The organism is Catenuloplanes indicus (assembly GCF_030813715.1).
Taxonomy (GTDB): domain Bacteria; phylum Actinomycetota; class Actinomycetes; order Mycobacteriales; family Micromonosporaceae; genus Catenuloplanes; species Catenuloplanes indicus.
Window position 1 is genome coordinate 3,979,476 of the sequence record NZ_JAUSUZ010000001.1, and the last position, 22,909, is coordinate 4,002,384.

Here is a 22,909-nt window from a genome sequence, read left to right on the forward strand (position 1 = left end):
GGCCGGGTCAGGCCCCGGCGGAGATGTCGTCGAGCAGGAACTGCACGGCGGTCTCCGCGCGGTCGCACAAGCCGGCGTAGATGTCGGCGGCCTCGTGCAAGAAAGCGCGGGCCTGGTCCAGGTCGTCGCAGGTGATGGCGAGGTCGCCCAGGTAGTGCAGGGCCAGAGCGCGGCCGCGCGGACGGTCGAGTTTCGTCATCTCACGCAGGGCGGTGACGAGCACGATCCGGGCATGGGTGTGATCGCCGAGCTCGGCCAGGGCACGGCCAGTCTCTACCCCGACCAGGGCGGCGCGGTAGGGGTCGGTGCCGGCGCGGGCCAGCATGTCGCTGGCGGCGGCGAGGGCGTCCAGCGCCTCGCCCGGCTGGCGGGCGTTGATCAGCGTGACGGCGCGGTTGAGCGCGGACAGGCCCTCACTGCGGTAGTCACCGTGCGCCGCGTACACGCCGCGGTTGACCCGCAGCAGCTGCAGCGCGTGAGTGACATTGTTCTCGGCCTGTTCAAGCATGGCCAGGCCCTCGCTAGCAGAGGCGGTGGCGATCACCCGCGTACGGTCGTGGGGGATGCCGGCGGCGGCCTTGATCGCCTGCTTGAACGCGTCTGCGGCATGCGGGTGATTGCCGAAGTCGAAGGCGCGCCAGCCGTAACGGCGCCAGGCGTGGCTGAGCCAGGCCGGGTCGCCGACCCGTTCGGCGCAGTCGAGGGCGAGTGCGTCGGCGTCGCGCCGGTCGTCGGGGAAACCGCGGGCCTCGAACAGCGGCCGGATCGCGTCCAGCAGCGCCCACACCATGTGCGGGTCGTCGGTGCTGCGGGTGCCAGCGAGCGTGAGCAGGTTGACCCGCTCGGCGTCGAGCCAGTCCAGCGCCGCACCAGGCGTAGCGAACTCGATCGCGTCCGGGCCGCAGTGGGTCAGGGCCGCCGGGGGCGGGGTCCGGTACGGGGCGGCGGCCGTGCTGGCGGCACGGGCGCGGGCCAGATACCACTCGTTGATCCGTGCGGTGAACAGCTGCTGCGTGGGGTCGGCGGCGAGGTCCGTAGCGGCGCGGGTGCGGGCCTGGCTGTATATCCGCCATCTGCTGCCGGGCGCAGGGCGTACGAGGTCGGCCCGCACGAGCTGGTCGATGTGTGCGGCGGCGACGTGGTCGGTGGTGGCGAGCGCGGCGGCTAGCACCGGCAGGGTCGGCTCAGGGCCGGGGTGGGCGGCGAACGCCCGCGCGCAGGCGCGCAGCGGGGCGGGCAGGGTGTGGTACCGGTCGGCAAAACAGCCGGTCATGGCATTCCTCGAAAATGGTGGGAGACCGAAGGCGGCGCGCTGGCGGAGGTGTCGGACAGCGGTATGGAGGTGCGGATCGGGATCAGCTGGCGGGCTGGCTCGCGTGAGGGGAAGCGTCAGCGGGCGGGGTTTCCGCGTCAGCGCCGGGCCGCCGTGTGGCGGCGGCGGGTTCGGGCGGCGCCCAGGCCGGCGGGCCGCTGTGATCGCGCCACTGGTGGAGGGCATGGGTCATCATGGCGACGACCGCCACGTAGAAGACGGTGGATGTGATCCATGCGGTGGGCGCGATCCAGTTGCCGGCGTCGGCCGCGGACAGTGAGGGGTCCAGCGGTGTCAGCCCGCCGATGAGGATTTGCAGGGTAAGCAGGGTGCAGTTGTGCACGACGTGCTTGACGATCGCGGCTTCGAGTCCGCCCGTGTGGACGGTCAGCCAGCCGATCAGCAGCCCATAGACGAGCAGCCCTGCGCTGCCCGGTCCGGGGCCGGTGCCGTGCAGCGCGGTCCAGATGATCGCCTGGACGACGATGCCCGGCCACGGGGACAGGAATCTGACCGCTTGCAGCAGCCAGCCGCGCGTCAGGTACTCCTCGGCCGCGGACTGGAACACGGTCAGGACCAGGATGATCAGGCCCCCGGCCAGCACATACGTCCACGGCTCGGCACGGTGCGGCAGCGCGGGCTCGGCACCGGCCGGCACGTCGGGCGGGAAGATCAGCGCCAGCACGATCAGCTCGATAAAGAGCACGATCTGCGAGGCGAGCGCGGCGGCCAGGCAGAGGCCGAGCCACGGCCACCGTAACCGGCCGGCGACCGAGGACACGTTTCCCGGCCGGCGCCGCTCGATGAACCGCGCGGCCAGCAGCACTGCGGGGGCGAGCATGGCGATCGCGCACAAGCTGACCGCCATCGCGGTCCCGCCGCCGAGGACCGGGATCTGCTGCTCGGGCAGCGCGCGGACGACCAGGCGGAGCAGGCGCGGGACGGCGAGGTAGACGGCGGCGATCGCCGCGGTCGCGGCGAGCGTGCGCCACCACCGCACCGGGAAGCTGATCCGGTGATACGGCATCAGCATCACTCCGGGAAAGTGCCGGAACGGGCTCGCGGGCGCGAACAGATACGGCCGTAGCAGGTCCATTCCGAGCCGGGTGGTAGCGCGCCGAGACCCGGCGGGCGCAGATACGCCGGGCGAAGGCGCGGAGACGACGTCGTTGTCGATCATGATGAGGGGTGTGACTCCTGAAGGGGCACCCGGGAGTTCCCGGGTGACGGGTGAGTGGTTGCACGCGCCGTGCGAGGCGGTGCGGGATGGTCACATCGCTGGTCAGCAGGACCGGCGGGCGTCGGGCTGTCGGGGTGGTGGCGACAGGCAGCCGGTCCGGGCCGGTCTCACCGTGGGTGGAGTCGCAGCCCGGCGGTGGGAGGCAGTAGGCAGGACAGCACCAGCGGGCTGACCGCGGCGGTCGTTGCCGTCGCGGCCGGCGCCCGGACGGCGTGCCACAGCACGGAGATCGGCGAGTCCGCGGAGAGCACGACGGCGGCCAGGCGCACGCGCTGGTGCATCCAGCTGGACCGCACGGCGCCGGCGGGCCAACACGGCACGCGTGACGCCGGCCAGGAAGCACCGGTCGCCTCCGGTCGGGTGGCCGCCGTAGGCACGCGCACGGTGGAGAACACCACGGTCCGCGGCACCGGCAAAGCGGGATCGGGGTCCGGCGGTATGGCGGCGCACTGTATGCCGGCCGAGGTCAGCACCGTGATCAGCAGGCGGGTGCCTGCCGTCGCAGGGGAAAACATGAGGGGAGATGTCCAATCAGCACGACCGGGTCCGGCCGGGTGGGCAGGCGGATGGCCCGGTCGGTCAGGCGTCGTCGAGGGTGGCGAGCGCGGTGCGGACGGTGTGCTCCTCGTGGTCGCCGAGATCGCCGTAGAGCGCGGCGGCGATTTCCAGCCGGGTGCGGGCGCCGTCGCGGTCGCCGCGTGCCTGGGCGAGCTCGCCCAGGTAGTGCTGGGCGAGGGCGCGGCCGCGGGGACGGTCGAGGGCGGTCATCTCCTGCAGCGCGGCGTCCAGCCAGGTCTGGGCGGCGTCGTGGCGGCCGAGACCGGTCAGCGCGCGCCCGTACTCGAGACCGATCCGGGCGGTGTTGAAGGGATCAGTACCCGCGGTGCGAAAAAACAGGTGCCGGGCGTCGTCGAGCACGGGCAGCGCTTCCTCGGGCCGGCCGGCGCCGATCAGCGCGATCGCGTGGTTGAGCGCGGACAGCCCTTCCCGGCGAAAGTCGCCTCGGGCGAGGTACTGGCCGCGCTGGGCTTCGATCAGCTCCAGGGCGCGGGCGTAATCGCCGTAGGCCTGCGCGACCGCGGCGAGGCCTTCACGGGCGGTGGCGGTGCCGAACACGCGGGTGTTGTCGTCGGTGATGTCGGCGGCCGCGTCCACGGCGTTGGCGAAGGCTGCGGCGGCGCCGTCGAGGTTGCCGAGGTCGTAGCAGTTCCAGGCCAGCCGCCGCCAAGCGTGCGCGATCCAGGTCGGGTTCTTGACGCGCTGCGCGCAGTCCAGGGCGAGCGCGTCGGCGTGCGCACGGTCGTCGTGCCGACGCCGGAAGATGAACAACGCCCACATCGAGTCGATGAGCAGCCACACCAGCCGCGGATCGTCCGCCGCCCGGACCTCCGCGAGTGCGAGGAGGTTCTCCCGCTCGATCTCCAGCCACTCCAGCGCCGCCGCCGGGTCGGGAAACTCCACCTCGTGCTCGGGCGAGAAGTGGACGAACTCCGCCGCGTACGGCTCCCGGTACGGCGTCGCGACGGCGTCGGCGGCCCGGACCGCGGCGAGGTACCACTCGCTGATCCGGCCGAGCAACTGGTGCCGCTGCTGGGGGTCGCGGCCGGCCTGGACGACGGCGTGCCGGCGGATCTGGTCGTGCATCCGGTACCGGCCGGCCGGTTCCTCCTCGACCAGGCTCGCCTGGACCAGCCGCCGCAGATGCCGTTCCGCGACAAGCAGTGAGGTGTCGAGAGCGGCGGCGATGACCGGCAGCCCGACGTCCGGGCCGGGATGCAGGCCGAGGGCCTGGTAGCAGATACGGGCGCCTTCGGGCAGGCCGGCATAGCTGGCGGCGAACGCGTTCATGATCGCGTCTTTCTGGTCGGCGAGCACGTCGGCGTGCCCGTGGTGGACGGTGGTAAAGGTGGTGGTGGCGTCGCGCGGGAGGGTGGCGAGGCCGGCGCCGGTGACGGTGAGCGCGAGCGGCAGGCCCGCGCAGAAGTCCAGCAGCCGCCCGGTGGCGGCGTGGTGGGCGTGCGCGCCAGCGACCTGGTGCAGCAGCAGGGCGGCCGCGTCGTCCGGTAGCGGCGGGACGGCCAGAAGCCGGACGCCGGTGGTGATGAGCCCGGGGCGCCGGTCGCGGATGGTAATCAGCACGAGGCTGGCCGGCCCGGCGGGGATCAGCGGCTCGATCTGGTCCGGGCCGGCCGCGTTATCCAGCAGCAGCAGCAGGATCCGCCGGTCGGCGGTGATCGTGCGCCACAACCCCGCCTGCTCGTCCACCCTGGCCGGGATCCGGCCGTCGGGAACGCCGACGGCGCGCAGCATCGCGCTCAACGCGTCCCCGGGCGTGCGAGGGCCCGCGGGGTCGTGCGCGCCGAGACGGACGAAGATCTGCCCGTCCGGGAACCGATCTGCGGCGTGGTGCGCCCAGCGCACGGCCAACGCGGTCTTGCCGATGCCGCCCATCCCGACCAAGCCCACCAGCGGTGACGAGTGCCGCTCACCGTCGGCGAACCCGTCCAGCGCCGTCAGCAGGTGCTCGCGGTCGACCCAGTCCGCGGCGGTCCGGGGCAGTTGCCGCGGCATATGTCTACACATGTGGTCTACGTCAGTCCCTTCGTCTGGTCGGATGCCGCCGGGTCCGGGACGCGGCGGCGATCAGCGCGTTGACGGCGCCGGCCTCGTGGTGGCTTCCGTGCGCGGTGAACAGCCGTACGGCGGCGTGCAGCCGGGTCAGGGCCAGCGCGGTGTCGCCTTGGGCAAGAGCGAGCTCGCCCAGGTGGCGCAGGGCCTGTGCCTGCCCGGACAGCGCGTGCAGAGTCGTCGTCGTGACCAGCGCGCCTACCAGCAGCTCCCGCGCCGTGTCGTGGTCTCCGCGCGCGATGAGGATCTCGCCGTGCGCGATCTGGACCAGCGCCCGCGCGTACGGATCGGCTGGCGTGCCCGGGGCGTCCAGCAGCGTCTCGGCGGCGGTAAGCGCGGCGAGAGCCTGGTCGAGTTCGCCGCGCGCGCGGTGGACCGCCGCGAGGTGCAGCTCGGTCAGCGCGGCCCGGCGCAGATCGTGCAGGGACCTGAACACCAGGCGCTGGGGTGTGAGCAGGTAGTACGCCTCGTCGTGCGCGCCCATGCTGTTCGCGGTCATCGCCATCGCCTCGGTGGCCGCGGCGATGCCCCACATGTCGTGGCTGCGGGTGGCGGCGTCCCGGCTGGCGCGCAGCAGCGCGAGCGCCTGGGTCTGCTCGCCCTGCGCGTGCAGGGTCTCGCCGTAGCGCAGCAGCGCCTGCGCGATCCGCCTCGGGTCTGCGAGCTGTTCCGCGCAGTCCAGCGCGGTCTGCTCCAGCCGACGCCGCAGCACGGGCGTCCCGCGCAGCAGGTACAGCGGCCACATGGCGTCAGCGATCTGCCAGGCCAGCAGCGGCTGCCGGCCGGCGAGGCCGGTGACGACGGCGGCGAGGCTGTCCTGTTCGGCCTCCAGCCATTCCAGGGCCGCGTCGTAGCTCGGCAGCCGGACAACATCGGCGGGCAGGCCGGTGATCCGGATCCGGTCGCGGCGCCGCCACGGGGTGAGGACCGTGTCGGCGGTATGGGCGCCAGCGAGGTACCACTGCGCGAGCCGCGCCCGAAGCTCGTCCCGGTCAGCCGCGGTGTCGGCAATAGCGCACGCCTGCTGACCGATCTCGGCGGGCACGCCATAGCGGGCAGGCATACCGTCCCCGGCCGGGGCAGCGGCGGCCAGGCCCGCCGCCACGAGCTGCGCGCATCGCCGGGCGGCGGTGCGCGGGGTGCAGCCCACGATCGCGGCGGCGGCGTCCACGGACAGGTCCGGGCCGGGGTGACAGACCAGCAGCCGGAAGCACCGCGCGGTCTCCCGGTCCAGCCCTTCGTATCCGGGCAGCGCGAGATCCGCCATCACCGGCGCCACCTCCCGCACCCGGCCGGCCGTGCCTTCGGCCCCTGGTATCGCGCGTGCCGGGCCTGCGCCGTGCCCGGCGGCCGGTGCCCGGGGCGGGCGGCGTGCAGCAGCCGGGTCATCGCGTCGTGCCTCGTTCACCGGGCGCGAGCGCCACCGCCGGGTCCGGGCAGCGGCAGTAGTCCAGCGCCAGGTCCAGCGTTGAGGTGTGCACGACCTCGCCTGCGCCGGACCGGTCGGGGCAGGGCGTGGCAGTGCACAGGTGCACCGCCGGCCAGCCGCCGTGTGCCGCGAGCCCGAGGTCGTGGACCGCGCTGTCGCCGACGACCATGCACACCCGCCGCCGTGTGGCGTCGAGTGCCGCGGTCAGTGCTGCCGCGAACCCCGGATCCGATTTCGGTGCGCCGACCACCTCGGAGACGAAGATGGCGTCGAAGTAGCCGCGCAACCCCGCGGCGTCGATCTTGCGGTATTGGTGCGCGGCCAGGCCGTTGGTCGCCAGCCACACCACGTGACCGGCTCCGCGCAGGGTGTCAAGGAACTCCCGTACGCCGGGAAGCGGCCGCAGTAGCCCGGCACGGATCCGCCGGAAGCTTGCTGCCGCTTCCGGCGCGAGGCGCGCATCGGCGCGCAACGCGGTCAGCGCCACCGACCAGACCCGCTCGTCATGCCCGCTCAGGGACGCCGCGACCGGCTCCAGCAGACCGGCCGTGGCCGGCAGCCACAGCGCCTCCCATGAGCTGACGTAGGTCAGCGCCCCGGTGCGGCGGTGCGGATGTGCGCTCCACGCCCGCTGAGCGTGCTCCAGCACGATGCTGGTCGACATCGCATCGGCGGGCAGGCCGAGCCCGGCAAGGGTGAAGCTGACGGCCAGCCGGGCGGCAGGCACGTCGTGAATGAGCGTGTCGTCAAGGTCGACGACCACCACATGACCGCCACCGGTCCGCACGCCGGCCTGCTGGGCGGCGCGTAGCAGCGTCAGGTATTCGCGGCGGACCGTGGCGGCCGGGCCGACCCGGCGAGAGACCGCCGGCGGCAGCACCTTCTCGACCGCGAGCCACCACCACATCGACATCCACGCACGCGTCTGCTGCCAGCGCAGGATCGCGTCGGCCGTCACCGGCTTCCCGCGGTGACGGCGGATTCGGGGATGGTTCATGGCCGACGTCCGAGAGCGGCCCAGGCCAGCGGCATCTGCGTGGCGTGGTGGGTGCTCGTCCAGCGCCGTACGGGCAGCACACCGGGCGGAAGCAGATCGAGGCCGTCGAACAGCCGCTCAACCTGCGCGTACGAGTACCAGTGCGGCGACGCCCCCACAGCCTCCCGCGCACGCCGCTCGGCACGGGGCATCGCATCGGCGGTCGCGGCCGCCAGCGCCAGCAGCGACCCGGCCGGTAGCCCGGCGACCAGTTTCCGCACCGCCTCATACCCTTGCGGGCCGCGCTGCCCGGCGCGCGGGGGGACGATCACCGCGACCGGCTGACGCGGGTCGAGGACGGCACGGACATCGTCGAGCGCACTCGAGCCAGCCGTGGTCAGGTCGACGTGCAGGAACCGCACCCGGCCGCAGCCGCCGGCGGGAAGCTGCCGGGCTCCGGCGGCGGCGACGCGAGGATCGTGGTCGGTGTAGACGACCCGCGGGTCGCGCACGACGACGTCGGCGAGGTTGTGCACGGCGGGCGCGGCCGGCCGGCCCGCGTCGATGTGGAGGAACTGCCGGATCTGCAGACCGCGGCCGGCCAGGAGCACGGCGCACTCGATCCACCCGTCGATCGCGGACGCCAGCGTCGCGCCGCCGTCGAACCGGCGCGTATCCCGTTGCGCGCTTGGAATGGAGGGCGCCGCCATGGTCGGTGCGCCGGCCGCGGGCACGATGTCGTAGAGCATCCGGTCACGCACCCGGCTCGTGGCCGGCACGATCGCGGCGTCCCGGCACGCGGCGCAGCGCCCACGCTGGCCGGCATGCGGCGCCGACCTCATCGGCAGGGCTCAGCAGACGCAGTTCCTGCCAGCCCCGCGCCAGGAGCATGTTGCGTCCGGCCGCGCGGTGCACGACCGCGTAGGCGGCCAGGTCGGCGGCGTCGAGCCGGTCATGGTGTACGCCCAGCAGCCGCGGCACCACCCCTGCCCGGCCAGCGAGCGTGGGGGCGAGCACCAGGTGCAGCAGGTCGTGGTGCCGGCCGACGGGATGCTCGACATCGAGCAGCAGCCCGAGCCCGGCCGCACGGGCCAGCGCGGGTGTGATCCCGTCGGCCGGACGGAGCAGGGCCGGGGTAGTGGCCGCTGCCTCGGTGTGGTCGGACCACACGGCGACCCCGTCCACCCGGCCGGGGCCGAGGTAGGCGATGTCGATCGTGCCTCGGGAGCGTGCTTCGGTGATCGCTTGCCGGGCGGCGGCCGTGGCGGCGTCGGCGAGCTGCTGGGCGCTGGCGTCTGGGTGCAGCCATGCCAGGACGGGGTCGCCACGCAGGGTCGCCGACAGCAACGTGACGATGGCGGGTTCGTCGGCGGTGCTCGAGCGGATCGGGACGGTGCCGGGGTCGGGCATGGCAGGCTCCCTCGGTGGATGGCCCCGGTCGGGGCGATCGGACAGCGAGGGGTGAGATCGACGCAGGGCGCAGGGTGGGTGGCTGGCACGGCGAGCGTGGGGGTGATCGCTCGTCGTGGCGGGGACGGGCGCCGGAACACGCGTCGCGGTGCCGGCCGTGCCGCGATCGCGGGCGTCGGCAAGGCGGGTGCGCGGCACGACGATGTCCTCCTTGAGTCTGTGGTTGTGCACGTGAGGCGGGGTGGGGCAGAGCCGGTGCGGCGGCTGGTCCGCGTCGGCTCTGCCCCGAGGGCGGCGAGCCGGTGTCCCGGTAATCGGCTCGCCAAGCGGTCTGCCCGCCGTCACCGGCGCGGACGGCGCCAGGCGAGCGGTCGCAGCCAGCACCGTGATCCGGCCAAGGCAGGCGGAAGGGCGGCGCACGGGAATTCCCTATCGACGCGCAACGGGCAGGGGCGGGGTGGTGCGCCCGCCGCCCGGGGGTCTGACGGGGCGCACCACCCCTGTGGGGCTGCCTCGCCGAGATGATCGGGGGGGCCGGCGGGCAGCCCGGCACCGGTGCCGGTCAGCGCCCGTCCGGCGAGACGGGGGTGATGTCCGGCCAGTGCACGTAGGTGACCTCGGCCGTCGGCACGAGCGTGGCCAGGTGGGTACTGCTGTCCGGTGCCGGCTGGCCGGGGTGGTGCAGCAGGACCGCGGCACCAGGGACTCGCCAGCGGGTGAGGTCCGGCGGGTGGTGAATGACCGGCAGCGTGGTCTCGGCGATGCGGCGCAGCAGCTTGAACGCGGTGCTGGCCGGCATGGTGACGCTGCAGGTGCGCATCGCGACCACGAGGTCGGTGCCGAACAGCACCCACCGCCAGTCGCGTATCGGGTCCGGGATCAGCGTCTGCGCGCGTGCGATGGCCGGGTCTGCGGGTTTGCCGAGTTCGTCGCGCACTTCTTCGAGCGCCTGCCCGACTTCGTTACCGTCGGTGATGGCATCGGTGACGAGCAGGGGGCGCCGGCCAGTGGCGCGCAGCGTCGCGGCGAGCCCGGGATGCTGGATCATCCTCGCCCGATGCACCCGGCGGATCACGTCGCGGCCGGTCTGCGGCCAGTCGGGGCGCACCGTCGATGGCCGGGCGAGTTTCCTCGCCTCACGCGGATTGGGAGCCATCCGGATCCGTGCGGCGAGCGCGGGATCGGTGACCTTCGCGGCCGTGATGGCGTGTGCCGCAGTGAGGTAGTCCTCGCCGGCGAACACGACCGGGCGCCGGGCGCCGGAGGTGAAGATCCCGTACGGGCCGTAGATGCGGCGGATCTCCAGCGGCTCGTCCGGGCCGCGTTGTACGTCGGTGGATGGCACGGCGGTCCTCGTCTTCGTGTCGGGCGGGCGGTATGCCGAAAGGCTCGCGGGGGATGCGCCGGCACACCGCCCGGCTATTGGCGCTGGCCAGACGGTTATCTGACCAGCGAAATTGGGGTGTCTTACGTGCGCGGATCCCGCCACATCGGGTACAGGAACGGTCCGCCGAGCCCGACTGGGAACGGATCGCCGTAGTCCTCGAAGCCGTGCCGTAGATACAGCTGCCGGTTCCGCGAGCCAGTCGCTTCGAGATAGGCCGGGAGTCCGATCGCGTCGAGGTGCTCGTGCACGTGATCCAGCAACGCCGAGCCGAGCCCTTGCCCCTGCGCGGACGGTGTGACGGCAAGGAAGGCGAGGTAGGCGTGCGGGCGCATGGTCGGGTGGTTACGGATGATCGCCGAGTCGAGGTCTGCGAACCGCTGCACCTGCGGACCACACATCTGCCGCAACCGCGTCTCGTAGTCACGTGGCTCCGGCGGCAGCAATTCCTCGACCCGGATCCAAAGGGCGACCGCATCGTTGCCGATCATGTTCGCGGAACCATGCTCCAACAGCGGCTCTGCGAGCATCCCGAGGTAACCGGGGTAGATCGTGGACCGTCTGACCCGGTCCGCCGCCAGCCACGGTGCCAGGTCGCCGTCCAGCAGCGCGTCGACCAGCACAGCGGTCACCGACCGGAGTTCGGCGGCACCGACACTGCGGATCGCCGGCGCGGCGCTGGCGCTCATCGCGCGCTCCCGACCGCCAGGCCGACGGGCTGGGCGAGATGGGAGTCGACGCGGATGCCGCGGCCGATCCGGTAGTACACCTCGGGCCGCGCCCGGCGCAGCACCGTCGCCCACACCACACCGAGTACGGCCGCGCTCAGGAACGCGACCGGCGCCGCCCAGGTGAGTGGATCCCCCGGTTCGAGGCCGAGCATGATGTGGATGTTGAGCATGGTCTGCACGAGAATCCAGGTCAGCGGGACCAGCGCGACCAGCGGTGCGACGACGCCGCGCAGGAGGCTGGCTGCTTCACCGCTACGGCGCCGGATCCAGGTGTAGGCGGGGATCGCCGCAGACGTGAGCGTCATCAGGATGAGCACGCCAAGCCCGCCGATGCACGTGCCCCAGAAGAACAGGTAAAGCTCGGGATCCCAGCTCATGGCCGCGTACAGCATGACGACGCTGAACCCGATCGCGGACTGCAGCCACGAGCCGGCCATCGGGGCACCGGTGCGGGCGCTGATCCGGCCGAGCCAGCTGGGCAGGACGCCTTCACGGCCGAGGGAGTAGTGGTAGCGGGCCGCGGTGTTGTGGAAGGCGAGGTAGCCGGCCAGCAGCGACGTCACGAACAGGATGTGCCCAAGGATGTTGACGAACGCCGGGATGTACGGGCCGGCCAGGACGAAGGTGAGTTCGGTGCCGTGCTCGGTGGCCATCGCAACGATGTTGTCCGGGCCTGCGGCCACCGACATCGCCCAAGACGCGAACGCGTACAGGCCGCCGATCAGCGCCAACGACAGAAACGTCGCCTGCCGGACGGTGCGTTCCGGGCGCTTGGCCTCCTCGGCGTAGACCACCGTCTGCTCGAAACCGACGAACCCGGTGACACCGATGACCATCAGCACCGCACCGCTGCCGGTAAACAATGACCAGGGATTCAGCGCGTCGAACGTCAGCACCCCACCCGCCGGATGCGCGACGTGGACCGCGGCCAGACCCGCCGCGACAAGAATTTCCCCGCCGAGCAGGAACAGCAGGAAACGGCCGTTCAGGTCGATTCTCAACACGCCGAACAGCGTCACCAGCGCCCAGAAGCTCAGCCCGCAGATCCACCACGGCACAGACACGTCGAACTGGTCGGCCAGCCAGGATGAGGCGATCGCGCCAGCACCACCGAGCATGCCGACCGCCATGGCGTTATAGGCCAGCACCGCGATGAAGGAACCACCAACGCCGAGGTGTCTGCCGAGACCGTGAGTGATGTAGGCATAGAAGGCGCCCGCGTTGGTGATGTGGCTACTCATGTCGACCAGGCCTACCGCGAACACGGTCAAGATCGCCGCGACCGCCAGGTACGCGATCGGGATACCGAGCTGACCGGTGACCGCCCACTGCAACGTGGCACCGGCAGCGATGACCGTCATCGGCGCGGCGGCCGAGGTCACCATCACCACCAGGTCGGCTATCCCTAGCCGGGCACCGGCAAGCGTGTCCGCCACACTGACCGGCCGTTTGCTATGCGTACGCATACGTGTGACTCCAGACATCAAGAGAATGCGAGAGGGGATGGTGGTGGCCGTCACCGACGGACCGTGACGGCCTTCGCGACCGCGGCCTCGGTGCACACGTACAGGGTTTGCAGGACCTGATCGCCGCGGCGTACCTCGCGGCGGGCTTGGGCGACGGCCTGCGCGTGATCGTCGTAGAACACGTACTCGTCCAGACCACAGGCGAGGACAAGCGCGACCAGGATCAGGTCGTCGTCCTCGAACTGCCCGTGGAGGCGGAAGCTGCTCATCAGTCGCCCGGCGGGCCAGGCTGCTCTGGTCGGGTCCGCGCCCACGTACGGGTACCGCTTCCGGGGCCAGCCGACCGCTTTGACCTGGCCGGCATTGATCAGGCGCCGTGCGGTCTGGTCATAAATCCCGTCCGCAGCGACGACGTCGAGCCACGTACCCGGCGGGTGAGCAGTGCCCTCGGCCACCAGACGGCTTAAGAGCCCTTGTTCCGTCGGCTCGGCGGACACCCGTTCGTCGATGACCGCGATCCCGTCAGCGGTAATGAACAACTGGTCCCGCATGTCCCACAGCAGCGCCGCAGCCAAGCCGATCGAGGTGATCGATCGGTGAAGCACTGAGGCGCCGGTACCGTCCCGATGCGCGAGCCACCAGAAGTCGACGGCGGCCTGCTTGTGGGCACCTCGACTGCCAACGGCAGGGATCAGCACCGTTGGCTGATCACGAGCGCTCGAAGAGCTCGCTACGCGAGGTGTTCCGTCAGCTTGCTGCCCGGCATGGCGTCCGTATGGCCGGCTCATGCCGTCTCCAGCTGTGGGTCGATGGCCTCTTCCGCAGTTCGGTGCATGACGCGGTCCGCAATGAAGTCATCAACACCGGTCGCGCTCGCTCCGACGAGGTGGCGCACGCGAACAGACCCGGTGGAGGCGGCTTCGACCGCCCCGGGGAGCCATCTGCGCTGGAAGACCCACACTTTCTGGTCTCGTTCGTACGAGATCGATGGTCGAACTTCTGGTGCCTTGCGATCCGCAGGGCTGATGGTCGGCGCCGGCATGGCAACCCTCCGCGCTTGTTACATTCCGGGCATCGGAGACGCTTGAGCAGGCGAGGGTTAGAGCCCGAAGCCGGATAGCTCGGCCCTCCGGCAGGGCCAGTTTCTCCCTGCGCCTTAACCTGCGGTCAATAGCGTGGCAATCTCAGTACCGCAGGCAAAGACATCCGCTGTCAGCCGCTTGTCGGCCGACCAGCACCGCAGTGTCGGTCTGTCGGCTGCCAAGCTAGGGTTTGCCCATGAGTACGCAGCCAAAGCGCGCTAGCGAGTGGACCATTCACGGCGAGCGCGTCGTGGACGACAGCCGGCGCTCCATCTTAAGCGTTGCCGACGTGGAACTCCCAGACGGCGTTCGATTTGAGCAATACGTTCTACGGGTACCGAACGCTGCAATGGTCGTCATCCTTGACGACGATGATCGCGTATTGATGCTCTGGCGCCACCGCTTCATCGCCAATCGATGGGTGTGGGAGCTTCCTGGCGGGTATCTCGATCCGGCCGAAAGTGCCATTGATTGCGCCATGCGTGAAGTCGAGGAAGAAACCGGATGGCGACCACGGAGCCTGGAGAAGCTGATCGATTTCCAGCCCATGATTGGAACCATTGATCAGCTAAATACGATTTATCTAGCTCGTGGTGCGGATTACACCGGCGGGCCACTGGATGAGAACGAGGCCGAAAAAGTCGCCTGGATCAGACTCGCAGACATACAAGACCTCATCGCATCTGGATCTATTATTGGAGCCGGATCGGTGTCCGGCCTCCTTGCGACCCTTCTATTGCAAGCATCAGGCAAACTCTAGAGCCGCTCGACGATCGGGCGAACCCGCTCCATGTAGTCCCGAACCGAGGGAAGGCCGACGTGTTTTGAGAGCTTATTGGCAATATCCAGCAGGTAGTCTCGTGACCGCATCGAAGTGAGCCCATCTGCGGCGTCCGCTGCCTGCATGCCGATATGCGCAGACTGTTCAATTTCCCCGACTTGAGCATGAGCAATTGCCGACAACGCAAGATTGAACTGCCGACCGCGCGCGTACTCACCACCATCCATGTCTAGTGAACGAGCGGCGAAGCGTTGTGCGATTTCGCCACGACCAAGCGCCGCGAAACACTGCCCGAATTTGGCCGCGAGATACGCTTCGTCGAAATAACCAATCCATTGCGGATCGCTGGCCCGGTCAGCCTTATCGAATATAACCTCAGCCCTACTCAGTGCCGACGCGCATGACGCGCTGTCGCCACCAACCGCATAGCCCTGGGCTTCAAGAACCGCTGATTCTGCTTGAATTGCAGCGACGCCGGCCTCAACTGCCGCTCGACCCGCCGCTCGGGCCAGGTCGACGGCCTCAACGTGAGCACCGTTATATGCCGCTTGATGGCTCATCGCTGCCAAAATTTCGGCGCCCAGCGCTCGGTCACCCGCTCCCGCCGCAAGCCTTAGTGCCTGGATCATGTATCGCTGCGCGAGGCCATGCATTCCAGCATCGTAGGATGACCATGCCGCAAGTTGCGTCGCTTCCGCAGCCGCAGACAGTAGTTGTCGTCCCGTACTGATGTCATATTTACCGCCAATACGCACGGCGACTTCGTCACTCAGGAAGCGAACGATTCCCTCACGGACATGACCTCCGCCGAAACGATTGTCGAGCCGTCTGTACGTTGCAGTGATCTGCTGGACCGTCTCAACGTCCGGCATACCTACTAGCATTTCCCCACCACCAGCCGGTCGCTCATCTAGTGGCGACATAAGCCACCTCATAGCAGGTGACAGAAAAACTGCCGCCTCAAAAGATGCCGCTCGCAGGAAGCCACGCCTATTCAAGTCGCCTCGCCAAAGTTCGACAGCGTTTTCTATTCCATCTTGCCACTCGGGCACAAAATCTAGCCCGACCCGAACTCCGATGGTCTCAGATTTGTCTACCGCAGTCCGTCGGCTGACATCAGCCGACGCTTCGCCCAGTAGAGCAGAAAGCTCGCCGCCCGCCTTCAGAACATCATCGAGCAGTCTGGCGACCGCCGCACTCGGGCGCTTGGTCCCGTTCTCAAGATCCCAAAGAAATCCGTGAGAACAGTGGACTTCCTTGCCCAATCGCCGTAGCGACATCCCTGCCTCTTCACGCAACTGCTTGAGTCGGCTCCCGAAGTTCAGAGCGGCTGACGTCATCCGCTTCGGCATGATTCTCCTCCCGAGCGAGAGTGCGGCACGCTGGGACCGGCCTTCCGGACATCCGGCCACTCCCATCGAACGTTACATGAAATGATCGACTCAACTACGAGGCGTGTCCACTGTCAGCCGACAAGGCTGACAGTGGACGGCGGCGAAACTCGGGCTGCATCTACCTTAAGCTTTCAGCCAACGCAGCAAGCCGCACGCTCGCGATCATGATCGTTTCGGTTGATCGCGTTCGGAACGCTGGAAGGGTCGACGCCCCGGCTAGCCAGCGAGCGGAAACGAACGCTACAACAATGGAGTGCCGAGTGACTCAGGCGCAAAGCATGCAAAGCGATAGCGAACGAGCTTACGAACTTCGTACAGCCTTGGTGGACCAGCTGGTTACGGATGGCTTGATCGTCAGTCCCGCTGTCGCGGACGCATTCCGAACCGTACCGCGCCACCTCTTCGTACCAGCTGATACTCCTTTAGAAGTGGTGTACGCGATCGACAGGTCTGTGATCACGAAGACGGGCGAACACGGGGAGCATCTGTCGTCGGTGAGCGCCACGTACATCCAGGCCCGAGAGATCGAGCAGGCAGGCGTTACCGCAGGTATGCGGGTCCTTGAGGTCGGTTCCGGCGGCTACAACGCCGCGCTGCTGGCGGAGGTGGTCGGCGCTGACGGCGCCGTGGTGACCGTTGACATCGACCCGGACATCACGTCCCGCGCCACGGCGCTACTGGCCGAAACCGGGTATGGCGACCGGGTCCGGGTGGTGCAGCTCGACGCCGCGCATGTCGTACCAGGCGAGGAGATGTTCGACGCGATCATCGTGACGGTCGGCGTATGGGACGTTCTGCCGGCGTGGCTGTCGCAACTCACGTCGGAGGGCGTGATTGTGGTGCCGCTACGGATGAACGGGGTGACTCGCACGATCGCGTTCCGCCGTGACGGTGATCGCCTCGTAAGCACGTCCACGGAGGTGGCGGGGTTCGTACCGATGCAGGGCGACAGCGCCCGGCCCGAAAGGATCCTCCGGCTGCCTGACCCGCAGGGCGGCGCCGTGAGCCTGCGATTCGATCTCGGCGTGCCCGACGATCCGCGCTTGCTCGACGGTGTGCTGGCGACCGGGCGCAGCGAGGCGTGGTCGCAGGTCGAAGTGGCCGGCAGCGAGTCCTTCGCGGACCTCTACCTGTGGATGGCGGGTTTCCTGCCCGGGTTCTGTCTGCTTCACGCGGAGGAGGGCACGGCGCTTTCGGCGGAGCGCGGTTGGTTCCCGTTCGGGGTCGTGCGCGGTAACTCGTTCGCCTACTTCGCGTTCCGGCCGGCCGCGGGCGGCTCCGGTTCCGAACTCGGTGCGCGGGCCTACGGGCCGCACGGCGAGGAGGCCGCTGCGGCGATGGCCGCGCAGATCCGGGCGTGGGACCGGCACGCCCGCCGCGGACCGGCGCCCACGTTCGCGTACTGGCCGGCTGGATCCGGCGGTCCGGGTGAGGCTGCCGGCAACGTCGCCGTGCTGGAGAAGACGCACGGCGTGCTCACGATCTCCTGGCCGGAGGTGAGCTAGCCACCGCAGCCAGGTGTACCACCCCTACTGTCCCACCGATACGAGGAGTGAGAAGGGATGCTCGAGGTACTCGATCGTCTGAGCGTCAGCACCGGAAGCGGCGTTGCTGACACACACGACCTGCACAACGCATCACCGACCGCGCTCGCCGAGGGTGACGCGCTCACGGACGACGACTTCGTGCTCGACATGACGGTCGTGGAGTCCACCACCCCGCTGGTAACGCTGATGTGCAGCACGAGCGACGGCTGCGGCAACAGTTGCAGCACCAGCGCGTGCACGACCAAGGCGAGCGAACCGCTCTGATCCTATCCGGCACGGTGCCCTATCCATCGGGCACCGTGCCGGAGCCCTCGCAAGCCACCGTTGCCCGGCCCATGTCGAGGAGGCGACTCGTGACCGTCACGCCCATCTTCCGGTGCAGCGATGCCATCATCGTCCGCGCCACCACCGCCCCGGCAGACCTAGACGCACCCTCCGAGCTCCGCATGGCCGACGACGCCGCGGTACGTCGAGAAGGCGCCGAATGGCTGAAGAGCGCGTGGTCGCGTGCCGACGTGCGAGACGCAATCATGCTGGCCAGCCCGAGCCTCGCCGCTCACCTCGATCGTGTCACGCATGCAGATGGCGACGCCCCGGTCAAAGATCTACGTCGTGCGGTCTTGTCGCTCGCCGGGTATGTGCTGAGGTGGCAGCGTCGCGTCACACCGTTCGGCGTGTTCGCCGGTGTGGCGCTGGCGGATGGCGGAGCGGCGAGCGCGTCGGTCGGGCTGCGGCATCGGGCGATCGCACGCGCCGACAGCGAGTGGCTCTTGGCCGTCATCAGTGTGCTCGAACGTCATGTTGCGTTGCGTCAGCGGTTGTACGTGGTTGCCGATAGCACGAGCGTAGTTCGCGATGGCCGTTTGATTACTGCGCTGCGGGCTGAGCGCGGCGGCGGTAAGGCGGTACCGCTGCGTGAGGCGTCCGTGCGCTTCACCCGGCCGGTGCAGGCCGCGATGAGGTTCGCCGTGGTCCCTCGGCGGTTTGATGACCTTGTGGCCGCCCTAGGCGAGACGTTCCCGGCTGCGCGAACCGAGCAGATGGTGGCGGTCGTCGAAGGGCTGCTACATCAGGGATTTCTGCTCACGAACATGCGACCGCCGATGACCGTCGCTGATGCCCTGCCGCATCTCATCGGCACCGTGATCACTGCCGGTGGACGGGACCTCAACGACGTCGCTCCGATACTCGAAGAGCTGGAAGCGATCCGGGACCTCCTCCAGGAACACAACATGGCTGACGATCCGGTCCGCGCGGCCGAGCTGCGCGGAATGCTGGCACCGCGAATGCGCGGGCTGGTATCCGACGCCTCACAGGTGCTGGCCGTGGATACCCGGCTCGATGCTCACATCCGGATCCCGCGGCAGGTACTGATCGAGGCGAGCCAGGCGGCGGACGTGCTGCTGCGCGTGTCAACGAAGCCGTTCGGGTCTACGGCGTGGCAGGACTACCGGTCGCGTTTCCGGGCCCGTTACGGTCAGGGTGCGCTCGTGCCGGTACGCGAGCTGGTCTCCGACTCCAGCCTCGGATTCCCCGCTGGGTACCTCGGTGCGCCGCGCGCCCATCCGAGCTGGCGCGGCGTGACGGAGCGCGATGCGGTGTTCTTGGCGCTGGTGCAGCGGGCCGCTTTGGACAGCCTCGACGAGATCGTCCTGACAGACGCTGACGTGGACGCCCTGAGCGTTGGGGAGTCCGCGGACGTGATTCCGCCATCCAGGATCGAACTGGGCGTGGCCGTTCACGCCCGATCGCTCGCAGCACTCGATCAAGGTCATTTCCGAGTGAGATTCGCGGCCGCGCCAGGCACACCGACGAGCATGGCCGGCCGCTTCATACATCTATTCGCCGGGCCGGATCGTGCGCGGCTCACCGCCGCCTGCGCCGCTTCCTCGCCGGACGACGACGCGGTGGCGGTGCAGCTGTCGTTTCCGCCTCGCCGGCCGTACAACGAGAACGTGGCCCGCGTTCCGCAGGTGTTACCCGATGTCGTACCACTCGCCGAGCACCCCACCGGGCGGGCGATCGCACTTGACGATCTCGCGGTCACCGCCGACGCGGACCAGATGTATCTAGTCCAGATATCCACTGGCCGTCGGGTCATTCCCAACATTCCACATGCCCTGGACACGGTCGTACAAAGTCCGCCACTAGCGCGGTTCCTCGCCGAAGTCGCTGACGCCCGCACCGCCGTGTTCGGCCCTTTCGATGTCGGCGCCGCGCGTACCCTGCCGTACCTGCCGCGTGTGCGGTACCGGCGCACGATTCTGGCTCCGGCACGGTGGCTGCTGAACAGCACCGATGTACCCGCCGATCAGGCGGATCGGTGGGAGGCGAGGCTACAGACCTGGCGGGAGCGGTGGCGGGTGCCGGCCCGTATCGTGCTCTGCCACGGTGAGCTGCGACAGCCCTTGGACCTTGACCATCACCTTGACCAGGCGCTGCTGCGCTACCGGCTCGTGCAAGCGGGACGGGTCGAGCTGTATGAAGACGCGGATGTTGAGGACCACGGCTGGATCGGACGCCCGGCGGAACTGCTGATCCCGATGACCGCTGTCTCGCCGCCGAGGCGCTCGCTGCCCGATCTCTCGCCGCCCGGCGAACAGTTCCTGCCGGGAGGCTCCACCATCATTCAGGCACGGCTCGCAGGCAATCCGGCCCGTTTCGACGACATCATCCGCCGCCTTCCCGCGTTCACCACCTCGTTGACGGGTGTCGTTGGCCGCTGGTGGATCCTGCGCCAGCGCGACCTCGTGCGGGTCGACGCAGACCAGCACCTCATCCTGGTCCTCCGCCTACACGCGCTGGACCAGCATCCTGCCGCCGCAGCAGCCCTCGCGGAATTCGCTGCCGGCCTGATGGCCCAGGGCCTCCCCGGCCAGTTGTCGTTCGTGCCTTACCAAGATCAGCCCGGACGGTACGGCCGGGGCGAGGCCCTCACCGCCGCCGAGAGCGTGTTCGGCGCGGACACCACTTGCGCCGTTGCCCAGATCGGCGTCGCCGCAACGACAGGTATTCCCGCGCAGGCGCTGGCTGCCGTGTCCATGACCCGGATCGCGGCGGCCTTCGCCCCCGATGCCGCGACCGGCTACCAGAACATCGCACGTCACGTTCCTCGGCAGACCGGTCCATCAGATCGCGCCCTTAACCAGCACACACTCACTCTCGTCGACACCACCCGCACCACGCCGGCACCACCATGGGCAGCGGAACTCATCTCGGCATGGGAAGCGCGAGATGCCGCACTCGGACGCTACTTCAGGCTTCTGGCCCGCCAGCGCAACCCGGCCGGCGTGCTGCCGACGCTGCTCCGCGACCACCACGTGCGCGCGCTCGGTCTCGATCCCGCGTTCGAGAAGGTCACACACCGGCTGGCCCGCGCCGCCGCTCAGCGAGCCCTCGCCCGAGGCCAGCGATGATCAAGAATTCCGACGTACCGGCCGTCAACTTGGACACGCCAGCAGCGATCCGGCAATCGCTCGCCGACGGGCCCGCCGGGCTCGCCCTCCTCCAGCTCGTGCGGGCACACGCCGGTACCGGAACCTGGGCAGACGCCCGCGCGGGAGTCCACGCCGTGGCCACCGGTCCGGTAGATGCCGGCCCGCACGCCAGCCTGTACTACGGCGCTCCCGCCATCGGGCTCCTTCTTCACTGCGCCGCACAAGCAGACGACCGCTACCGACCCGCGGCCATGAACCTCGATCCGTACCTTCTGCGGCTCACCCGGGCGCGGCTGACCACCGCCCGCGCACGCATCGCCTACAGCACCGCCGCCACACACCGCGAGTACGACCTGTTCCACGGGCTCACCGGCATCGGCGCCCTGCTGCTGCACCGGGCCCCCGGCAGCGACGAATTCACCGACCTACTGCGCTACCTGACCCAGATGATCCTGCCCCGCGCACGCGCGCAGGACCCGCTGCCGGGATGGTGGGTCACGCATGACCCCGACCCCACGCTGCCGACCCCGGGCGGGCACGCAAACCTAGGCATGGCCCACGGCGCCGCCGGCATTCTCGCCCTGCTAGCCCTCGCCATGCACCACGGGCACCTCGTCGACGGCCACGCCGAAGCCATCAACGACCTCACCAGCTGGTTCGCCCGATGGCAGCAAACCGATACCAACGGCGCGACGTGGTGGCCGCAGTGGCTGACCCTCGACGAACTCCACACCGGCCGCATCTCGGCTGTGGCGCCGGGACGGCCCTCATGGTGCTACGGCACCCCGGGAATCGCCCGCGCGCTCCAGCTCGCCGCCATCACCACCCGCAACCGGGCCCTGCGCAGCATCGCCGAACAAGCCCTCACCGACTGCCTCACCGACCGGCACCTCAGCCGACTCACCGATCTCGGCCTATGCCACGGCCTCGCGGGGCTCACCCTCACCATGCACCGAGCCGCCGCCGACAGCGACCACCCCACACTCGCTCAGCACCTGCCCGTCCTGACGTCCGCCCTTCACTCTGCCATCGAGCGAACCCCTACGGCGCCCAACACCGGGCTCCTGACCGGGAACGCCGGCATCCTCCTAGCCGCCGAGACGATCCGCCACGGTGCCGCCTCCATCGGATGGGACACATGTCTACTGATCACCTGACCGCCACACCGCTGGCCGACACCGTCCAACGCGTCCTCGCCGGCACCCCACTGCCAGAGGCCGCCGCCTCAACCGGAGTCAGCACGGCCGAGCTCGCCGACGCCGTCGACATCTACCAGGCAGCCGGACGTGCCGCGCTCCAGCACCACACCGACCACCACTGGTATCAGGTACGCATCGCATTCCCCGACTGGGCCGCCGCAGAACACGCCGTAGCCCACCAACTCGGGCCACGCCTAGACGAGCTGTACCACCAGGATGCGATCGGCGGATGGTGGTTCCTGCGCAAACACCCGCAATGGCGCCTCCGGTTCGCCGACCCCGACATCACCACCGTCCACCGCATCCTCGACGGCTTCACCGCCACCGGCGGCGCGAGCCGCTGGTGGCCTGCCGTCTACGAACCAGAGACCACCGCGTTCGGCGGCCCTACCGGCATCGCCATCGCCCACGAACTCTTCTGCGCCGACAGCCGAGGTGTCCTGCACTACCTCCGTCAACCACGGCAACCCCTGGGCCGCCGGGAGCTGTCGCTTCTCCTGCTCGGTGGATTCCTACACGCCGCCGGCCTGGACTGGTTCGAACGCGGTGACGTCTTCGCGAGAGTCGCCCAGCTACGTCCGACAGCGGGAGCCGACGACAGCAGGCTCAACATGCTGGCCGACAACGTACGCGCGCTGCTCGCCGTCCCCGACACCGCCCACGCCCTGTTCCAACCCGGGGGCGCCGCGCACCACGCCGCACCCTGGCATACCGCGCACACCAACGCCGGCCAGCAGCTCGCTGCCGCAGCGGCGAACGGCACTCTCCACCGTGGGATACGCGCCGTCACCGCCCACATCGTCATCTTTCACTGGAACCGACTCGGGCTCTCCGCCGCCACACAAGGCATCCTCGCGCGCGCGGCCACCACAGCGTTCCTCCCTCGGAGTTAG

At 69.5% G+C, this 22,909-nt stretch carries 20 protein-coding genes; 6 read left to right on the forward strand and 14 right to left on the reverse strand.

Going from position 1 to position 22,909, the window contains the following annotated elements; all coding sequences use genetic code 11:
• Nucleotides 1-7 precede the first annotated feature (7 nt).
• From J2S42_RS17885 to J2S42_RS17945, 13 genes are all read right to left on the reverse strand, one after another.
• Nucleotides 8-1,273: a hypothetical protein gene (locus tag J2S42_RS17885; protein ID WP_307240612.1), complete on the reverse strand. Its 1,266-nt coding sequence runs from the start codon at nt 1,271-1,273 to the stop codon at nt 8-10.
• Nucleotides 1,274-1,355: 82 nt separating this feature from the next.
• Nucleotides 1,356-2,408 carry a CPBP family intramembrane glutamic endopeptidase gene (locus J2S42_RS17890; RefSeq protein ID WP_307240614.1) on the reverse strand — a complete coding sequence of 351 codons (1,053 nt, stop codon included), beginning with the start codon at nt 2,406-2,408 and terminating at the stop codon, nt 1,356-1,358.
• Between the two features lie 251 nt (nt 2,409-2,659).
• Nucleotides 2,660-2,833, reverse strand: coding sequence for a hypothetical protein (locus tag J2S42_RS17895; protein ID WP_307240615.1), 174 nt, complete (start codon nt 2,831-2,833; stop codon nt 2,660-2,662).
• A gap of 298 nt (nt 2,834-3,131) precedes the next feature.
• Nucleotides 3,132-5,123, reverse strand: coding sequence for a hypothetical protein (locus tag J2S42_RS17900; RefSeq protein ID WP_307240617.1), 1,992 nt, complete (start codon nt 5,121-5,123; stop codon nt 3,132-3,134).
• A gap of 22 nt (nt 5,124-5,145) precedes the next feature.
• Entirely contained in the window at nt 5,146-6,450 is a 1,305-nt protein-coding gene (locus tag J2S42_RS17905) for a hypothetical protein (protein ID WP_307240619.1), read from the reverse strand.
• A 115-nt stretch (nt 6,451-6,565) separates the two neighbouring features.
• A complete protein-coding gene (locus J2S42_RS17910; RefSeq protein WP_307240621.1) occupies nt 6,566-7,567 on the reverse strand; it encodes an HAD family hydrolase in 1,002 nt (333 codons plus the stop codon).
• Nucleotides 7,568-7,602: 35 nt separating this feature from the next.
• Nucleotides 7,603-8,364 (reverse strand): SAM-dependent methyltransferase, encoded by a 762-nt coding sequence (locus tag J2S42_RS17915; RefSeq protein WP_307240623.1) that lies wholly within the window; start codon nt 8,362-8,364, stop codon nt 7,603-7,605.
• A complete protein-coding gene (locus J2S42_RS17920) occupies nt 8,339-8,995 on the reverse strand; it encodes a hypothetical protein (RefSeq protein WP_307240625.1) in 657 nt (218 codons plus the stop codon). The genes J2S42_RS17915 and J2S42_RS17920 overlap by 26 nt, the downstream gene beginning before the upstream one ends.
• A gap of 562 nt (nt 8,996-9,557) precedes the next feature.
• Complete coding sequence (locus tag J2S42_RS17925; RefSeq protein ID WP_307240627.1) at nt 9,558-10,340, reverse strand: NADAR family protein; 783 nt, start codon at nt 10,338-10,340, stop codon at nt 9,558-9,560.
• Nucleotides 10,341-10,462: 122 nt separating this feature from the next.
• Nucleotides 10,463-11,068, reverse strand: a complete 606-nt coding sequence (locus J2S42_RS17930; protein ID WP_307240629.1) for a GNAT family N-acetyltransferase — start codon at nt 11,066-11,068, stop codon at nt 10,463-10,465.
• Entirely contained in the window at nt 11,065-12,630 is a 1,566-nt protein-coding gene (locus tag J2S42_RS17935) for an APC family permease (protein ID WP_307240631.1), read from the reverse strand. The genes J2S42_RS17930 and J2S42_RS17935 overlap by 4 nt, the downstream gene beginning before the upstream one ends.
• Entirely contained in the window at nt 12,627-13,274 is a 648-nt protein-coding gene (locus J2S42_RS17940; protein ID WP_307240634.1) for a GOLPH3/VPS74 family protein, read from the reverse strand. Before J2S42_RS17940 ends, J2S42_RS17935 begins: the two co-directional genes overlap by 4 nt.
• A gap of 86 nt (nt 13,275-13,360) precedes the next feature.
• Nucleotides 13,361-13,618 carry a hypothetical protein gene (locus J2S42_RS17945; RefSeq protein WP_307240636.1) on the reverse strand — a complete coding sequence of 86 codons (258 nt, stop codon included), beginning with the start codon at nt 13,616-13,618 and terminating at the stop codon, nt 13,361-13,363.
• Nucleotides 13,619-13,854: 236 nt separating this feature from the next.
• Here J2S42_RS17945 and J2S42_RS17950 point away from each other — a divergent pair, with 236 nt between their 5' ends.
• Nucleotides 13,855-14,418, forward strand: a complete 564-nt coding sequence (locus J2S42_RS17950; protein WP_307240638.1) for an NUDIX hydrolase — start codon at nt 13,855-13,857, stop codon at nt 14,416-14,418.
• Here J2S42_RS17950 and J2S42_RS17955 read toward each other — a convergent pair.
• Entirely contained in the window at nt 14,415-15,791 is a 1,377-nt protein-coding gene (locus tag J2S42_RS17955) for a helix-turn-helix domain-containing protein (RefSeq protein WP_307240640.1), read from the reverse strand. The two genes, J2S42_RS17950 and J2S42_RS17955, sit on opposite strands and share 4 nt — an antisense overlap.
• A gap of 320 nt (nt 15,792-16,111) precedes the next feature.
• On the opposite strand from J2S42_RS17955, the gene fxlM reads away from it, so the two are divergent.
• The 5 genes from fxlM to J2S42_RS17980 all read left to right on the forward strand — a co-directional run bounded on the left by fxlM (nt 16,112) and on the right by J2S42_RS17980 (nt 22,909).
• Nucleotides 16,112-17,338 carry a methyltransferase, FxLD system gene (gene fxlM / locus J2S42_RS17960; protein ID WP_307248829.1) on the forward strand — a complete coding sequence of 409 codons (1,227 nt, stop codon included), beginning with the start codon at nt 16,112-16,114 and terminating at the stop codon, nt 17,336-17,338.
• A 57-nt stretch (nt 17,339-17,395) separates the two neighbouring features.
• Nucleotides 17,396-17,644, forward strand: coding sequence for an FxLD family lanthipeptide (locus tag J2S42_RS17965; RefSeq protein WP_307240642.1), 249 nt, complete (start codon nt 17,396-17,398; stop codon nt 17,642-17,644).
• Between the two features lie 89 nt (nt 17,645-17,733).
• Nucleotides 17,734-20,796 (forward strand): lantibiotic dehydratase, encoded by a 3,063-nt coding sequence (locus tag J2S42_RS17970; RefSeq protein WP_307240644.1) that lies wholly within the window; start codon nt 17,734-17,736, stop codon nt 20,794-20,796.
• Nucleotides 20,793-21,974 carry a lanthionine synthetase C family protein gene (locus tag J2S42_RS17975; RefSeq protein ID WP_307240646.1) on the forward strand — a complete coding sequence of 394 codons (1,182 nt, stop codon included), beginning with the start codon at nt 20,793-20,795 and terminating at the stop codon, nt 21,972-21,974. Before J2S42_RS17970 ends, J2S42_RS17975 begins: the two co-directional genes overlap by 4 nt.
• The gene (locus J2S42_RS17980; protein WP_307240647.1) at nt 21,956-22,909 is read left to right on the forward strand and encodes a thiopeptide-type bacteriocin biosynthesis protein; all 954 of its coding nucleotides are present in this window, start codon (nt 21,956-21,958) and stop codon (nt 22,907-22,909) included. The genes J2S42_RS17975 and J2S42_RS17980 overlap by 19 nt, the downstream gene beginning before the upstream one ends.

Bases quoted from the DNA above. Each gene is read 5' to 3' on its own strand.
- J2S42_RS17975 (WP_307240646.1), top strand. From the start codon at position 20,793: ATGATCAAGAATTCCGACGTACCGGCCGTCAACTTGGACACGCCAGCA.
- J2S42_RS17950 (WP_307240638.1), top strand. From the start codon at position 13,855: ATGAGTACGCAGCCAAAGCGCGCTAGCGAGTGGACCATTCACGGCGAG.
- J2S42_RS17920 (WP_307240625.1), bottom strand. From the start codon at position 8,995: ATGCCCGACCCCGGCACCGTCCCGATCCGCTCGAGCACCGCCGACGAA.
- J2S42_RS17980 (WP_307240647.1), top strand. From the start codon at position 21,956: ATGTCTACTGATCACCTGACCGCCACACCGCTGGCCGACACCGTCCAA.
- J2S42_RS17965 (WP_307240642.1), top strand. From the start codon at position 17,396: ATGCTCGAGGTACTCGATCGTCTGAGCGTCAGCACCGGAAGCGGCGTT.
- J2S42_RS17890 (WP_307240614.1), bottom strand. From the start codon at position 2,408: ATGGACCTGCTACGGCCGTATCTGTTCGCGCCCGCGAGCCCGTTCCGG.
- J2S42_RS17955 (WP_307240640.1), bottom strand. From the start codon at position 15,791: ATGCCGAAGCGGATGACGTCAGCCGCTCTGAACTTCGGGAGCCGACTC.
- J2S42_RS17885 (WP_307240612.1), bottom strand. From the start codon at position 1,273: ATGACCGGCTGTTTTGCCGACCGGTACCACACCCTGCCCGCCCCGCTG.
- J2S42_RS17900 (WP_307240617.1), bottom strand. From the start codon at position 5,123: ATGCCGCGGCAACTGCCCCGGACCGCCGCGGACTGGGTCGACCGCGAG.
- J2S42_RS17930 (WP_307240629.1), bottom strand. From the start codon at position 11,068: ATGAGCGCCAGCGCCGCGCCGGCGATCCGCAGTGTCGGTGCCGCCGAA.
- fxlM (WP_307248829.1), top strand. From the start codon at position 16,112: ATGCAAAGCGATAGCGAACGAGCTTACGAACTTCGTACAGCCTTGGTG.
- J2S42_RS17945 (WP_307240636.1), bottom strand. From the start codon at position 13,618: ATGCCGGCGCCGACCATCAGCCCTGCGGATCGCAAGGCACCAGAAGTT.
- J2S42_RS17895 (WP_307240615.1), bottom strand. From the start codon at position 2,833: ATGCACCAGCGCGTGCGCCTGGCCGCCGTCGTGCTCTCCGCGGACTCG.